This is a genomic window from Photorhabdus caribbeanensis (assembly GCF_018448885.1).
GTDB lineage: Bacteria > Pseudomonadota > Gammaproteobacteria > Enterobacterales > Enterobacteriaceae > Photorhabdus > Photorhabdus caribbeanensis.
This window is the reverse complement of record NZ_RCWB01000043.1, coordinates 20,627-35,187: the sequence shown is the minus strand read 5'-3', so window position 1 is coordinate 35,187 and position 14,561 is coordinate 20,627. Positions and strand designations below refer to the sequence as shown.

Annotated in this window: 15 protein-coding genes and 2 pseudogenes; 14 read left to right on the top strand and 3 right to left on the bottom strand. The window is 39.5% G+C overall.

Going from position 1 to position 14,561, the window contains the following annotated elements; translation table 11 throughout:
• The first annotated feature begins 536 nt into the window (after positions 1 to 536).
• The 4 genes from EAE90_RS20460 to EAE90_RS20445 all read left to right on the top strand — a co-directional run bounded on the left by EAE90_RS20460 (position 537) and on the right by EAE90_RS20445 (position 2,331).
• Positions 537 to 1,478 carry a hypothetical protein gene (locus tag EAE90_RS20460; protein WP_214055056.1) on the top strand — a complete coding sequence of 314 codons (942 nt, stop codon included), beginning with the start codon at positions 537 to 539 and terminating at the stop codon, positions 1,476 to 1,478.
• A gap of 290 nt (positions 1,479 to 1,768) precedes the next feature.
• On the top strand, positions 1,769 to 2,008 hold the full coding sequence (locus EAE90_RS20455) for a host cell division inhibitor Icd-like protein (protein WP_214055055.1): 240 nt from the start codon (positions 1,769 to 1,771) through the stop codon (positions 2,006 to 2,008).
• Positions 2,001 to 2,174: a hypothetical protein gene (locus EAE90_RS20450; RefSeq protein ID WP_214055054.1), complete on the top strand. Its 174-nt coding sequence runs from the start codon at positions 2,001 to 2,003 to the stop codon at positions 2,172 to 2,174. The genes EAE90_RS20455 and EAE90_RS20450 overlap by 8 nt, the downstream gene beginning before the upstream one ends.
• On the top strand, positions 2,167 to 2,331 hold the full coding sequence (locus tag EAE90_RS20445) for a hypothetical protein (RefSeq protein ID WP_214055053.1): 165 nt from the start codon (positions 2,167 to 2,169) through the stop codon (positions 2,329 to 2,331). The genes EAE90_RS20450 and EAE90_RS20445 overlap by 8 nt, the downstream gene beginning before the upstream one ends.
• Positions 2,332 to 2,380: 49 nt before the next feature.
• On the opposite strand, the gene EAE90_RS24325 is transcribed toward EAE90_RS20445, so the two are convergent.
• A complete protein-coding gene (locus EAE90_RS24325; RefSeq protein ID WP_281422381.1) occupies positions 2,381 to 2,509 on the bottom strand; it encodes a hypothetical protein in 129 nt (42 codons plus the stop codon).
• A 193-nt stretch (positions 2,510 to 2,702) separates the two neighbouring features.
• Here EAE90_RS24325 and EAE90_RS20440 point away from each other — a divergent pair, with 193 nt between their 5' ends.
• The 3 genes and pseudogenes from EAE90_RS20440 to EAE90_RS24760 all read left to right on the top strand — a co-directional run.
• The gene (locus EAE90_RS20440) at positions 2,703 to 2,921 is read left to right on the top strand and encodes a hypothetical protein (RefSeq protein WP_214055052.1); all 219 of its coding nucleotides are present in this window, start codon (positions 2,703 to 2,705) and stop codon (positions 2,919 to 2,921) included.
• A gap of 353 nt (positions 2,922 to 3,274) precedes the next feature.
• Positions 3,275 to 3,391, top strand: a pseudogene (locus EAE90_RS24765) (IS1595 family transposase); the annotation flags it as partial.
• A 10-nt stretch (positions 3,392 to 3,401) separates the two neighbouring features.
• A pseudogene (locus tag EAE90_RS24760) lies at positions 3,402 to 3,482 on the top strand (hypothetical protein); the annotation flags it as partial.
• A 701-nt stretch (positions 3,483 to 4,183) separates the two neighbouring features.
• Here EAE90_RS24760 and EAE90_RS24035 read toward each other — a convergent pair.
• On the bottom strand, positions 4,184 to 4,492 hold the full coding sequence (locus EAE90_RS24035) for a GTPase (RefSeq protein WP_246550998.1): 309 nt from the start codon (positions 4,490 to 4,492) through the stop codon (positions 4,184 to 4,186).
• Between the two features lie 318 nt (positions 4,493 to 4,810).
• A complete protein-coding gene (locus tag EAE90_RS20425) occupies positions 4,811 to 5,683 on the bottom strand; it encodes a phosphorothioated DNA-binding restriction endonuclease (protein ID WP_214055051.1) in 873 nt (290 codons plus the stop codon).
• 737 nt (positions 5,684 to 6,420) lie between these two features.
• On the opposite strand from EAE90_RS20425, the gene EAE90_RS20420 reads away from it, so the two are divergent.
• From EAE90_RS20420 to fni, 7 genes are all read left to right on the top strand, one after another.
• A complete protein-coding gene (locus EAE90_RS20420) occupies positions 6,421 to 6,750 on the top strand; it encodes a hypothetical protein (RefSeq protein WP_214055050.1) in 330 nt (109 codons plus the stop codon).
• A 502-nt stretch (positions 6,751 to 7,252) separates the two neighbouring features.
• Positions 7,253 to 8,362, top strand: a complete 1,110-nt coding sequence (locus tag EAE90_RS20415; protein ID WP_214055049.1) for an S-(hydroxymethyl)glutathione dehydrogenase/class III alcohol dehydrogenase — start codon at positions 7,253 to 7,255, stop codon at positions 8,360 to 8,362.
• Positions 8,363 to 8,482: 120 nt separating this feature from the next.
• Positions 8,483 to 9,331, top strand: a complete 849-nt coding sequence (gene fghA, locus EAE90_RS20410) for an S-formylglutathione hydrolase (RefSeq protein ID WP_214055048.1) — start codon at positions 8,483 to 8,485, stop codon at positions 9,329 to 9,331.
• 898 nt (positions 9,332 to 10,229) lie between these two features.
• Complete coding sequence (locus tag EAE90_RS20405; RefSeq protein ID WP_214055047.1) at positions 10,230 to 10,559, top strand: hypothetical protein; 330 nt, start codon at positions 10,230 to 10,232, stop codon at positions 10,557 to 10,559.
• 483 nt (positions 10,560 to 11,042) lie between these two features.
• The gene (locus EAE90_RS20400; protein WP_214055046.1) at positions 11,043 to 12,470 is read left to right on the top strand and encodes a carotenoid oxygenase family protein; all 1,428 of its coding nucleotides are present in this window, start codon (positions 11,043 to 11,045) and stop codon (positions 12,468 to 12,470) included.
• Positions 12,471 to 12,552: 82 nt separating this feature from the next.
• On the top strand, positions 12,553 to 13,455 hold the full coding sequence (locus EAE90_RS20395; protein ID WP_214055045.1) for a polyprenyl synthetase family protein: 903 nt from the start codon (positions 12,553 to 12,555) through the stop codon (positions 13,453 to 13,455).
• 22 nt (positions 13,456 to 13,477) lie between these two features.
• Complete coding sequence (gene fni, locus EAE90_RS20390) at positions 13,478 to 14,509, top strand: type 2 isopentenyl-diphosphate Delta-isomerase (RefSeq protein WP_214055044.1); 1,032 nt, start codon at positions 13,478 to 13,480, stop codon at positions 14,507 to 14,509.
• The last annotated feature ends 52 nt before the right edge of the window (positions 14,510 to 14,561 follow it).

Below are 14,561 nucleotides of genomic sequence, written 5' to 3'. Positions count from 1 at the left end.
AATCTGATATCTTTCTGTCTCGGTCAGTTGTGTATAGGCCATAGCGCATTCTCCTGTGGCGGGAAAGATGCCTACTATAGCAACTGACCGCCTTTCTGAAAAATTGCGCTTATTAGTCGAATCCGCCAAACGTTATTATTACATTCTATACTTTATTACTATTTGCCAATATAGCGATGAGCATTTTGTATTAATTATGCATTAAGCTATTCATGTAAATCACGTTTTTCAAGCCATAAACAATTTTGGGGAATTATAGTGGAATGTTAGATAATTGAACCAAATAAAAATTTTCAAAAGCAATTAAATAAAAACCACTATAGAATCCTGTAGGTGCAGAAAATAAACGTTTCATTTTCTTAACAGCTTTGTAAAGAATAAGGTAATTTTCACCTACCAACTAAATTATTTCAATACCAATAATAACGCAAAATTCACACATTCAATCAGAAAATACTTAAAATTTATTTCATTTCACATTTTATTTTGTTATTCATTATAGGATTGGAGACTTACAGTATAGAGGATTTCTTCGTATGACTAGTCGTCGCATAGCTTACGCTTATTATGATCCTAACTGGGATAAACGTATTCATAGTATTGCTCAGCTTGTACGTAATGAAGTTGAGCCTCTTGATTATCAGTTAGTTATGAAGGGAAACTTGATTTGTCCTCAATGCTACGAACCTCTCATAAGGGTACCTTCAGATCCTGAATCTTCCGTTATGTCTGATGGGCGTGACGCTCTTTTCAGACATTTGCCAACTCCAGATGCACCTTTCTGTCTTTTAAGAAGTGGCGCTATTACTGGCAAACGGTACTCAAGTGAGGAAGAAGCCAAGAAAGCGATTGAAGATGAAGAATTGATCGTTATCGATGGATTTATTCAGGAGAGACCCGAAAACAATCCCCGAGAACCTTATGATAGTGACGAAGAACCGTTTGAGACACACTTCGAAAGCAAAGATGGACGAATAGTTGACGTTCCTGTATCAAGACATAATGGCCAGACTTTTAAACTCCCAAGCAAAATAACAAGTGTTCAATCTCTCTGTGCCAACTTCAGAAATAATTATTATAGAGAGATCTTTGTTGTTGATGAAACAGGACATTCTAATCGTTATCTTTTTTGTGATTCGTTGAAAGATGTTAACGATATACACAATGAAGTTGAAATCCCAAATTTCTATTTTGGTGAAATAACGGAGATAAATAAACACACTAATCATTCCACCGTTTGGTTAAAACTTAATACTCCTAAGCATTATGCAGATTTCAGAGTTAGAGTCTGGAATAAATTCGCTGAACCCAGAGGGATAGTTTCTGGAAGAGCAGAAAATCGTATCATTGTTTTTTATGCGCCTATTACTTCCGTTGGGACTGGATATTGGACAAAAGAGCTTAATTGGGGAGAGGTTGCACTTTTACCAGATAAGTATAAAGATTTCCTTTTAACGGATTACCGACATAGAACATGAATATAAACTTTTTAGATAACAAACATATATTTATGATTTTAGTGATGTCTAAATGGGCCGTCCGTAGCATAAGATAGGATAGATAATAATGAATAACGAAATTTTCCAAAGTTTTAACGTCATCAAGGATTTCATTGATAATAATAGTCTTATTTTGAAATTATTTATATAGTAAATTTATGCAACTGAGTAAGCTACTCATATAACAAAGAATTAGGCTATACAATTTATTTTAGTAATCAAAGTATATTAAAACATCTGGCAATACCTACTGATAACCGGAGTGTTTGATGAGTAAAAGTGAAGGCATTCCACATCCATTCCCTTTTTTAAAGGCTGGATATTTAATCAAAATTCACCCTGAGATTAATTATCGTCTTTTGGCCCTGTCACGCGCTGACATGACGATCAAACCTTATCACATCTATGTTGAGACCTCTACCGAACTGGAAGCCCACCGCATTCTGACGCTTCATTTCACCTTATCCTTTACTACCCACTTACTGAATCGGGAAGTGCATCATGTGTAATTCTATCGATCTTGTTGATGCGATGAATAAAATAGAATGCTTGGCCGCTGCTGCTCAGTTTCTGACGAGCAATAAAGAAGAACGTATGGTTCAAATAGAACTGCTCAGCATCATCGAAGATACCGCCCGTAAGGCACATGATTTCAAAGGAGTTAGCGATGCATAACTATTTCCAGATCAAAGGTTATGGTGTCAATAAACACGGACTGATAGTGAGCATCAGCTATCAGGTCATTTCCTCCACCAGAGAACACGCATTACAGAAGGCACAGCCGGATGGCTTTACCCATATTCGCCTCAATGTACAGGAGGTAACAACATGAACTATCGTCAAATGTCCCTTGAGGAAATGATTAGCCGGATACAGCAGGCTCAGACAGTGCTGTCTGGATGAAAACGCTGACCACTGACGACGGTAAGTGCCAGACATGGTTGATTCAGTGATAACCATTCTGGACGGCCTACCAGACGCAATCGTACTCCAGATGGAAAAGCAAACATGAACCATGCAATTACTCTGGTTTAGGTGGCAGAAAAAGCATGACAGGCAGAAATCATTTGCTGAATGTTGGAAAGTTACCCGCATCGGATGACTGATTTCTAAGCTTAAAGCTATTTACTCTTTCCTTAGTAAATTAACCGGCAATGTTGCTCATTGTCTGGTTGAAGAATTGGCCCAAAAAGGAGGCAAATAATGACCATCGATTTTACTGATATCGACCAGCAGTCAGCGCAGTTGAAGAAAGCACGCGCTGTTCTTTCTTTGGTTACGAATAATCTACCTAACACCGATGAGAACGAAGAATGCTCATGGGCTATTTCGGTAGCATACAACATCGTTTTTGATGTTATTGAGGCTCTGGATAAAACAGTTTCCATCCATCTACAAAGAACTTCAAGAGGGGGCAAATAACTATAAGAGCTAACATCACTAACAACACTCACCTCAATAGATTGGTCGACAAATTCGCAAAAAGGTCTCTCAGCAAAATGCTAGAGATTGGTTCTATGTGCGCGCGGATAACAGCGAGATACGAATCGATATTACAGGCGGTTTTCAAAGTATTAGGGCTCTTGTGGATAGTTACGTATTAATAGATCTGAGGCGCCATTGCGATGATTGGAAGCAACGCATATCCACATTACTGGATGAACGCTTAGAAAAGAACGAATTGAGTACAAGAGGTATCGAGATTTGGAACTGTATGTTGGCAGATATGGCGGTAACACTTAAACATCAGGGAGCCCCTAATTAATACGTAACTTCACCGCCCCAGAGTCCTTATCTCTGATTATGTCGATGAACACTCCTTATTTGAAGGTGAGGTCGAGATAGACGAAAGCTATTTCGGGGGTAAAGGTAAGGGAAAACACGGGCGAGGTTAAGCCAGATATGATTAATGTCGAATCCTGTAGGGCCGAATACTTGAAAAAAGACGTTTTCCCTCACATTGGCAAACGGACTATCACTGATATTAAATCCAAAGACATACTGAGTGTGTTGCGTAAAATGGAACAAAGCATTATGACAAATATATGGTACACCGTCCCCACCTTGTGCCGTTATCCAGTCAGGAAAAAGCATTACTGCTGGAATTACAGGAAATTATTGACGGATATTGTCTGGTCATAATGATTCCAGAAAACCGATGAGTAAAATCAACACCAACTACGCAATAAAACGTATTGGCTATAATGGCAGACTAACAGGCCACAGCCTTCGCCATACCATGAGCAATATCTAGATAATAGCAACAAGCCAGATATTTTGCCTTTTTTCGATTTAACAATCTCTTTTATATGATGGACACATATATGAGTTTATCCAAGGATAACCAAAACTCTAATAAAACGTGGGTAATGAACTACTCTGAATAAGAAAGAATCAAATGCAAGATGTAGTTCAATGATTATTTTTATACAAATTACTGCTGTTTTCCTTTCTCATCGATTTAAATAATGAGAAAGCTCCCATTCTTTATATTGCTGATTAATTTCTTTCACTGACATGAGTTTTATCTTGGGAATTGATAAGCTTTCGTAAATTTCAGTATGACGTTTTCTGCTTTTGGGTACGGCGAAAATAATGTGATGTATCATCTCCCATTTTATGCGCTCTTTAGCCCCAGAAAGACCACCATGTCGGTGACTTTGGAATAAAATCCTATTCATATATCAAGACAAACTTAACAAGGTAGGGATATCTAATAAAATTAATCCGGTAGCTCTAGAAAGACGCTGAGGAAGCGCTTTTTTATAGTTTCCATCTATAACCCATTTGTCTTCATTTATTACTTTATCGTGTAATGTAATAAATTCATCATAAGGGCGCGGTTGCCAATCTGAATCAGCCAAATGAAAAAGTTGGTCCAAATGCGTGGCTTTCAGATTGAGTTTTTCCAAAATTGCATTAGCCAGTGTGGATTTCCCGCTATTTGATGGTCCTATGATACATATTCTGCTACCAAGATCTGAGAGTTTCATTGCGGCTCCATTTATAAATATACCCTCTTGTCAGCTACATAAAAATGACCAGAGCTAGTAATTCGAAAGGGCGGAGATTTTATCAGCTACCTCTGTAGAACTACGGCCCTCTATTTCCGCCACACGATAAGTATCATTTCTATATGAGCAGGGATTTAATACGGTTTGGATTGATGTTGCAATGGTATGGAGTTATTCAAACGGGTTGGAAAAGGGCCGGAAAGATAATGTGAGGGATTTGGGGAATAGCGCATGATATAACTATCTAAACATCAAAATGTCTAGATAGTTGATATCTGCAACATAAATTGACTTTATTTATGTCTTAAATACCTGAGTCTGGTGCCATTCAATAAATCTATCTGCCGGATAATACTGACGATTACGCGGCAGATAAAGGCTTTCGCCATCTCTGGCCCAGAACAATTGCTCAACAACCGGACTACGATTGACTCCATCAGAGATCTTAATCTTCAGATTCTCGTCTATACCAATTGCACCTCTATCAAAAGCGGAATGATGAAGTGTGCAAAGTGCCAAACCATTCTCCACTAGGCAAGGGCCACCGAACTGTTTCCATTTGATGTGGGCAGCTTCCAGACCAACCAGCGAACCATCCAGACGTAAATCATAGCCACAAACGGCGCAGCGGTAGTGATAAGCGCGTAAAACCATACCACGAAAACGTGGATCACGGCTATTTAGCCCCTTGTTAATATCAAAACCTAGTCGCTCAGCCAGGCTTACCTGAACGCTTTCAGGGAAATGTTCATTAAGGATCTGTTGTGCCAGTTCATCAACAAGTGCAGGCTGACAGCGCAATAACTGAAAACTGGCAGAATCAAAACCTCCGGCAACCTGATACTCAATCAGCTCTCGTTTTGGCGGTTCCTTGCTTCCCGAACGTGGCGTGCAATGTTCTGCATTTTTCAGTTCCCAAAAGCCATCTCTCCGTAAGCGCCAGAAAGGCATTGAAGGATAGTGTTCTTTGCGATTGGGGCCAAAATCAGTGAGTAATTGTAATAGTGGTTGATGAATTTCATCACCGTAATTAAACAGTTGCTCATGCCCTTTTTTGTACTCAGACAACACATACAATAGCAGTAATGGCTTATGTGGTGCGCGTTGATCGCCTTTACGCCAGACGGTGAGTTTTGATATCGCTGTTTGCAGTGCTGTGAGTGAAGTCATAACTATTAGCTAAACTGGTGAATGAACTGCGATCATGCTCGCAAAAGTGAATGAGTTCAATACTTAGTTGAAGCTGAGTATTGAACAGCCAGTTCAGATAGGAAATGAAAGGACAAAAATAGGTAAATATACCCGTTTCTCAAAATTCAGCTAACTCACCAGTATCCAGATATTCTAATAATTCTGGGTTGCTAGAATATCTCGATGAAAATGACTTCCCATAGATTGATTAAAAGACAGAATTGTAATACTTATTTTCTTCGGAGACATCAAGAATTGAAAAAGATATTAAACTAAAAATCTTTATATTCAATTGTTAATTTATCTCCTTCTCCAATGAATTATTTAAAAGAATACAGTTCTATTTACTCACATCGTCATTACATTACAACCATTATAATAAGTTATGAAAAATCATAAATTGAAATTATTACCAATCAAAACAATAAAAATATTATTATATAAAAACAAATATCTCATTAGATTGGCATTATAAAGAAAAAATGGTGACTATATTAAACACCTAACGAAAAAATTACTTATTTTTTGCTCTAATTAAGATGATTTTTGTTTTCTCCAAAATACACATAATAATTATTTGCCCTGGTAGTTTTAATGTGTTACTTATTATTCACTTGTTAAGATTTATTTTTTCTCTAACACATCTTGAACTACTTATGTAGTTGAATAACAGAATGTTATTATTACTTTTCTCAAAATATCAAGAGGAGACTGTTATGGAATTACAAGAAATTGGAAAGATGAGTCTTAAAAACTCAGGCGGATTTATTGCTAGAATCCAATTTAGTTATATGGATGGCGATGGTGAAAAGCATTTAAGTAATAAAGGTAATGATATTAATCTTGGAGCAAAAAAAACTGCTGACCCAGGCGATCTTGGTGTTCCTGATGGCGCAATGATTTTTATGCATGTGTCTGTAGTATGGGGAAATGATAATGAAGCTCGTCAAACTTTTTTATACAAAAAAGGAAGTCAATTGACTGCGAGTTATGTTATCAGCGGCACGACATTAAGCAATGATCTCGGCTTGATCGATGTTTCGTAATACATATAGCCCCTCCATTTATGAGGGCCTCTTTTATAAATTAATTACATTTCACATCTTATCCCTTTAATTACAGCACACCTGATAAAACTAGAAATTTAACCCTGAGGAAGCATTGGAGTCACTCTTATTCCAGTAGACATTTTGGCTTATTTGTGAATAATTCCCAAGAATCTCGTTGCTTAACCAATATTTTTCCAGCCAGTAGAGCTATGTTGAATATTATGGAACTCGCAATGGCTAGTGCAAAGTTAGGTTATTTCTCCCCAACCCGCCTTTTCCTAAAAGGACATCTGTGATCATGACAAATCATAGTTTTCCAATTATTTCTAGTAAGCTATTTTAAAAACACGTATTAATGTTAAAATTTTTGTACCATTTCTACAGATGCGAAATCATATTCTTAGCAAACTATTACAAAGATATCTTCGCTGATAACCCGATTGACTTTATTAATCTGTATTCGCAAACGCGTAGCACTGTCTATTCAGAAGGAGAGCTTATGAAATCAAGAGCTGCTGTTGCATTCGGACCAGGCCGTCCCCTTGAAGTCGTTGAAATCGATGTAGCCCCGCCCCAAGCCGGTGAAGTGCTGGTCAAAATCAGTCATACCGGTGTATGTCATACGGATGCCTTCACCCTGTCAGGGGATGATCCAGAGGGCGTTTTTCCTGTCATACTCGGGCATGAAGGCGCCGGCGTAGTCGTTGAGGTTGGTGAAGGCGTCACCAGCGTTAAACCCGGTGATCACGTTATCCCTCTTTATACCGCAGAATGCGGAGAATGCCTGTTCTGCAAATCAGGAAAAACCAATCTGTGTGTGTCCGTGCGAGCAACTCAAGGAAAAGGCGTAATGCCGGACGGCACAACCCGTTTTTCCTACAAAGGGCAGCCTATTTATCATTATATGGGATGCTCCACATTCAGCGAATACACAGTCGTAGCCGAAGTATCACTGGCAAAAATCAACCCGGAAGCAAATCATGAAGAAGTGTGCCTACTGGGCTGTGGTGTCACTACCGGCATCGGTGCAGTGCATAATACCGCTAAAGTACAGCCCGGTGATTCCGTTGCCGTCTTTGGGCTCGGCGGCATTGGCCTTGCCGTAATTCAAGGCGCTCGTCAGGCAAAAGCTGGCAGGATCATTGCCATCGATACAAATCCAGCAAAATTTGAGCTGGCAAGACAGTTCGGTGCAACCGACTGCCTGAACCCAAATGATTACGACAAACCTATTCAGCAAGTCATTATTGAGATGACAGAATGGGGAGTAGATCATACTTTTGAGTGTATTGGTAATGTCAATGTGATGCGTGCCGCACTCGAAAGCGCACACCGTGGTTGGGGGCAATCAGTGGTTATTGGTGTGGCCGGTGCAGGGCAGGAAATATCAACCCGACCATTCCAACTAGTCACAGGTCGTTCATGGCGAGGCACCGCCTTTGGTGGTGTCAAAGGCCGCAGTCAGTTGCCTAAAATGGTGGAAGAGGCAATGAAAGGTGAAATTGAGTTAAAGCCTTTTGTGACTCACACCTTGCCACTCGAACGCATCAATGAAGCATTCGATCTAATGCATGAGGGAAAATCAATTCGTACAGTTATCCATTACTAAGCTGTTCTAAGGGAGTTAAAGACCATGCTGTAATAAGCGGTTTTTAACAAAACAGAAAACGATAGCCTCAGGTTCACCGTCAAATGAGTGAACCTGTAGATTTTACAGAGAGGAAAAAGAATGGAGAGGATTGAACGCCACGCTTGTTTTGGAGGATGGCAGGATGTTTATCAGCATGAATCGACCATGCTTGGCTGTACTATGAATTTTGCAGTCTACCTTCCTCCTCAGGCTGAACATCAGAAATTACCGGTGCTGTATTGGCTCTCGGGATTAACATGTAATGAGCAGAATTTCATCACTAAAGCAGGAGCTCAACGCTACGCTGCCGAACAGGGTATTATCCTTGTCGCCCCAGATACTAGCCCTCGCGGTGAGAAAGTTGCAGATGATGACGCCTATGATTTAGGTCAGGGAGCCGGTTTTTACCTCAACGCAACACAAGAACCTTGGGCTCCGCACTATCGCATGTATGATTATGTGGTGTCAGAGCTGCCAGTACTGATCGAAGCACACTTGCCGGTGACAACCGCTCGGGCCATTAGTGGCCATTCGATGGGAGGCCACGGCGCACTGATAATCGCGCTACGCAATCCAGATCGTTACCACAGCGTATCGGCCTTTTCACCGATTGTCGCTCCTTCTCAGGTTCCTTGGGGAGAAAAAGCTTTTCGTGCTTATCTGGGAGAAGATCGTGACACATGGAAAACCTATGATGCAGTCGAGCTGCTGGCTAATAACGCCGAGCCATTGCATATGTTAATTGATATCGGTACCGATGACCCATTTCTTGAAGAGCAATTGCGCCCCGAGCTGTTGAAAGATGTATGCGAAAGCACTGAGCATCCCTACACACTGAACCTGCGCACCGGTTATGATCATAGCTACTATTTCGTCGCCAGTTTTATCGGTGAGCATATCGCATATCATGCCAACGTATTGAAGGGGATTTGTACTGATAATCAATAAATTACATACGAATCCATTAATATTTTTACGATAAAGGATGACCAAACCAATACACTGGTGTGTCATTTAGTCGATTCGATACAAACTCAGACAAAAAGCCCTAGGTTAACAAGGTAGTAAAGACATTTTTTACCCTATTTACCTTGGGTCAATCCTGTAGAGTAGGCCGCTGGTTTGAAGTGCGTTCTCCAGCGGCATCCTACCAAATCTTTATGAAGAGTTACTTGAATAGCTTAATAAAGGGAAGAAGATATTAGGAACAAACTTTTTATCGGTGACAAAATGGAAAATAAGATTCGTTATGAATAAACTGAATAATCTCCCACATCAGGCATTAGGATACTAAACACCTAATGAATTATTTTTAAATTAAAAAATTATCTTATAATTTTAGATAAAGTCATTTTCGCTTATTATGCAAATGTACAGACTTTAATTAAATGTTAAGAAATAAATGATTGTTATAAACCAATTAGATAATCGACTGAGAAAAAATCAGGATGTAAAACATCTAATAAGTTATTAAAGAAATACGAAATTATTTACTCACAGTGTGATTATTTCTCAATTACTATGATAAACCGCCAAACATTATAAATTGAAATCATTACCAATTAAAACAATAAAGTCTTTATTATATAAAATAAATACCTCATTGTATTATAAAGAAAAGATAGGGACTAGATTAAATATCTAACGAAAGGAAATTATTTATTATTGGTACTTATCAAGATAATTTTTGTTTTTTCATAGAAAATATATGATAATTATTTGTCCTAGTGGTTTTAATGTGTTATTTATTTCACTCACTAAGATTTACTTTTATTTAACACATCTTAAACGGCTTATGTAGTTGAATAGCTAAATGTTATTAATTTTTTCTCAAAAGGAGACTGTAATGACATTACAAGAAATCGGCAAGATGAGTCTTAAAAATTCAGGTGGATTTGTTGCCAGAATCCAATTTAGTTATATGGATGGCGACGGTGAAAAGCATTTAAGTAAACAAGGTAATAATATTACTCTTGGATTAACAGATACTATTGACCCAGGCGATCTTGGCGTTCCTGATGGCTCAATAGTCTTTATGCATGTATTTGTAGTATGGGGAAATGATAATGAAGCCCGCAAAGCTTTTTTATACAAAAAAGGAAGCCAAATACTTGCCAGCTACGATATCAGCGGTACGACATTAAGCAATGATCTTGGTTTGATCGATATTTCGTAATACATATATACCCAATGGATTTCAAGATGCATCGCGACGGCAAGGGAGCGAATCCCCGGGAGCATAGATAACTATGTGACCGGGGTGAGCGAGTGCAGCCAACAAAGAAGCAACTTGAAAGATGACGGGTATAAACCTTCCATTTTTAAACTGCCCCCTATGTACGGATTGATGTCCAACATTTGGGGGACAGTTCATACTTACACTCGCTCACATTCCAAGCCTGAGTACACATTTATCTAGCGTTGCTCCTAATATTTCAGTCACCCTTCTACATGTACGCCATCACACCAAAGGTGTGTTACTGTTTATAGTTATAGAAAAATTCTTCTTCGTGATTTCAGTTACAAAAATCCCTTTGGGAAAAAATAGTTCTGTTCATCTTCAATACAGTACTGTTATTTTAGTATAGTTATATCTTCTTATAGAGCTCCGGTATTAAATCATTACCTATTATTTGGTTGGAAATATAGAGGTGAAGACTTGAGCGACTTTGTATTCTCGAAAAACCATATTAACCCCTTTCAATCTCAGTTGGAGGAACTTGATTCAAAATTAGTTCCTATTGAGGGAGAGGTTCCTTCAGAGTTAAAAGGTACTTTCTTTAGAATTGGTCCCGGTCGCCTGCATAGAGGAGACGAATATTATAATCATCCATTTGATGGAGATGGGATGATATTTAAAGTAACGTTCAGTGATAATGGGATATTCTATAGAAACAGACATGTGTTAACAAAGGAATACTTAAAAGAGGAAGAAGCTCAAAGGTTACTGTATCGCTCCGTTGGAACCGTCCCCAGAAAACTAAAACTCAGGATGAGATTTTTTATTATTAAAAATCCGGCAAATACAAATATTGTGTATCACTCTCATAAACTTCTGGCGTTATGGGAAGGAGGGATGCCACATTTAATTAATCCGGTAACTCTTGAGACAATTTCAAAATATGACTTTTCTGGAAAGCTAAGAACACGATTTTCTTTCCTTCCCAAACTTAATCTTCGTGAAGTACCATTTACAGCACATCCTAAAAAAATACCAAATGATGATAATTTATATGGATTTGGTGTGACATATGGTATTGGATCTAAGTTGACGCTATACAAAATAGACAGTGCCGGCGATATGACGGTTATACGCAACATTCCGCTTAGAAAAAGGTATTTAATTCATGATTTCATAGTGACAAAAAATTACTTTTTATTTTTTTTAGGTGGGCCGAATATAAATCTTAAGTTGAGGAATGTAATTGGCAATGAAAGCATCCTTGCATCCATGAATTCACGTGAAAGTGAAGATGGCAGGGTTCTTTTAGTTTCAAGAGCATGCCATGATGTGAAATTCTATGATGCAGTGCCTGGATTTATTTTTCATTTCGCAAATGGCTATGAAGATGCCGATGGGAATGTGATTTTCGACGCCTCATTTTGGAGATCATTCCCAGTATTTACACAGAATATATTTAAAAATAATAGTTCAGAACTTTGTCGTTTTACTTTATGCACTGCATCCGGGAATGTTGATAAAGAAATTTTATTCAGGGGGAATACTGATTTCCCAGCCATAAACCCTACAGTCTGTGGTAGACAGCACAGATATGCCTGGTTCGTTTGTTGGGGGGATTCTGAAAGTGAAGGGAGATCAATAATTAAATTTGATTGTTTTAATAAGAGTGTATTAAGCCACAGTTTTGATAATGATTTGCCGGAAGAACCTGTTTTTGTAGCCAAACCGGGTGCTGTTAAAGAAGATGATGGTTGGCTTATTTTTAAGGTTTATGTCGAAAAATTGCACTGCACAGATGTCGTAGTTTTAAATGCTGATGATCTCTCAATGGTGTGCAGATTACGTTTGCCGCACCATATTCCAATGGGAATGCATCACTGCTGGATAAATGAAGTTATGCTATAAGCCTGAAGCCTATTGTAATATAAGCTTATCATTGTTTTTCAAATGGCTTAGTGAAATTATTTACGTGGTTTGGGAAATATTTATGAACGTCAGTACTGCACGAGCTATGAATTACGAAGAGACATTACTGGAGCTACAAAGTGCACTACAACAGCATCTAGAACGGGTACTGCCTTCAGGAGCGCCAGATGATAAAGTCTGCGCAGCCATGCGAGAAAGTACACTGGTGTCTGGAAAACGTATCCGCCCCCTCTTATTGCTGCTCATAGTCCTGGATCTTGGAGAAAACCCCTGGAAGACTGACTTTCTACAGTTAGCATCTGCAATTGAAATAGTGCATGCAGCCTCATTAATTTTAGACGATCTTCCCTGCATGGATAATGCTGAGTATCGGCGCGGGCGCCCGGCTATTCACCGGCAGTATGGTGAAAGTGTAGCGATCCTAGCGGCTGTAGCCTTGCTGAGCCGAGCTTTTGGCCTCATTGTAGAAACAAACCTTTCTGAATACGATAAATCCGCTGCTGTCGCCATACTTTCCCATGCAGTTGGTTTAAACGGTCTTGTCCAAGGGCAGTTTCGCGATCTGAACAATACATTATGTGCTGGTAATTATCATGCCATTGCTACCACCAACAATTTAAAAACGGGTTTGCTTTTCGACACAACATTTCAATTAGCGGCAATTGCTGTGAATGCACCTGATATAACTCGCCAGGCATTACGTCATATATCACAACATCTGGGGCAGGCGTTTCAATTACTGGATGACTTGAGTGATGACCTGAATAATACAGGGAAAGATATGTATCAGGATAAGGAAAAGTTAACAATGGTTACGCTACTCGGAAAATCTAAAGTGTATAAACACTTACGCAGGCACATCAGATACATTGATAAATATTTGGCGGTGGTGTATCGCAGAAATTTAGCTTCACGATATTTTATACGACACTGGTTTGATAAAAATATTGCGATGTTTAATTAATTTCAACCTTGGCCCGAAAAAAATGAAAAAGATCGATCACACTCAGCGTAAGAATGAGCATCTGGATATTATATTCCGTCCTCCTCAAACTAAGTCCCAAGTAAGTACGGGGTTTGCTGAGTGGCGATTTCAGCATTGTGCTCTGCCAGAATTGGATCTAGACAGTATAGATCTTAAGTGTTCCCTCTTTGGAAAAATTTTGCAGGCACCACTGCTCATAAGCTCTATGACCGGAGGGGTTCATCGTGCTCATGCGATTAATCATCATCTTGCAGAGGCAGCTCAAATATTAGGAATTTCAATGGGGGTCGGGTCGCAACGTGTTGCTCTTGAAAATGAAGCAAACGATGGGCTTAGTCGCTCACTACGTCAGATAGCTCCTGATATTCTCCTTTTCGCTAATCTCGGGGCAGCCCAAATTCGTGGCGAGCGCGGATTTAATTATGCTCTGCGAGCAGTACAGATGATTGAAGCCGATGCTCTAATTATCCATCTGAATCCGCTACAGGAGGCGCTGCAACAGGAAGGAGACCGTAACTGGCGCCATATTCTATATGCTATTGAACAACTCGTAACAAAACTTGGGGTTCCTATAATTGTTAAAGAAGTAGGTTCAGGTTTATCGCTTCCTGTTGCACGCCAATTGGCAGAAGCTGGAGTCAGTATGCTGGATGTAGCCGGGGCTGGGGGAACCAGTTGGGCAGCGATTGAAGCAGAACGAGCATCCACACCATATCATCGCGCATTAGCTATGGCATTTGCTGACTGGGGAATTCCGACCGCGACAGCACTGCGTGAAATACGCGAGGCACTCCCAAATATGCCTCTGATCGCCTCTGGCGGTATCAGAAATGGTGTTGATGCTGCCAAAGCTTATTGCATGGGGGCACAATTGGTCGGCCAAGCCGCTGCCGTCATACATAGTGCAGCTCTCTCCACTGATGCAGTTATAGAACATTTCCAATTAATTATTGAGCAGATAAAAGTCGCCTGCTTTTGCACAGGAAGCGCCGATATTGCTGCGCTGCGTACAGCTGTTTTGCTACCAGCATGAGTCTTTCAGCTATGACTGAATATCTTTAATCTCTTTCAACAAACACGAATTT

Excerpts from the sequence above, each read along its gene's own strand:
- EAE90_RS20460 (WP_214055056.1), top strand. The coding sequence starts at position 537 with ATGACTAGTCGTCGCATAGCTTACGCTTATTATGATCCTAACTGGGAT.
- EAE90_RS20455 (WP_214055055.1), top strand. The coding sequence starts at position 1,769 with ATGAGTAAAAGTGAAGGCATTCCACATCCATTCCCTTTTTTAAAGGCT.
- EAE90_RS20450 (WP_214055054.1), top strand. The coding sequence starts at position 2,001 with ATGTGTAATTCTATCGATCTTGTTGATGCGATGAATAAAATAGAATGC.
- EAE90_RS20445 (WP_214055053.1), top strand. The coding sequence starts at position 2,167 with ATGCATAACTATTTCCAGATCAAAGGTTATGGTGTCAATAAACACGGA.
- EAE90_RS24325 (WP_281422381.1), bottom strand. The coding sequence starts at position 2,509 with ATGTTTGCTTTTCCATCTGGAGTACGATTGCGTCTGGTAGGCCGTCCA.
- EAE90_RS20440 (WP_214055052.1), top strand. The coding sequence starts at position 2,703 with ATGACCATCGATTTTACTGATATCGACCAGCAGTCAGCGCAGTTGAAG.
- EAE90_RS24035 (WP_246550998.1), bottom strand. The coding sequence starts at position 4,492 with ATGAAACTCTCAGATCTTGGTAGCAGAATATGTATCATAGGACCATCA.
- EAE90_RS20425 (WP_214055051.1), bottom strand. The coding sequence starts at position 5,683 with ATGACTTCACTCACAGCACTGCAAACAGCGATATCAAAACTCACCGTC.
- EAE90_RS20420 (WP_214055050.1), top strand. The coding sequence starts at position 6,421 with ATGGAATTACAAGAAATTGGAAAGATGAGTCTTAAAAACTCAGGCGGA.
- EAE90_RS20415 (WP_214055049.1), top strand. The coding sequence starts at position 7,253 with ATGAAATCAAGAGCTGCTGTTGCATTCGGACCAGGCCGTCCCCTTGAA.
- fghA (WP_214055048.1), top strand. The coding sequence starts at position 8,483 with ATGGAGAGGATTGAACGCCACGCTTGTTTTGGAGGATGGCAGGATGTT.
- EAE90_RS20405 (WP_214055047.1), top strand. The coding sequence starts at position 10,230 with ATGACATTACAAGAAATCGGCAAGATGAGTCTTAAAAATTCAGGTGGA.
- EAE90_RS20395 (WP_214055045.1), top strand. The coding sequence starts at position 12,553 with ATGAACGTCAGTACTGCACGAGCTATGAATTACGAAGAGACATTACTG.
- fni (WP_214055044.1), top strand. The coding sequence starts at position 13,478 with ATGAAAAAGATCGATCACACTCAGCGTAAGAATGAGCATCTGGATATT.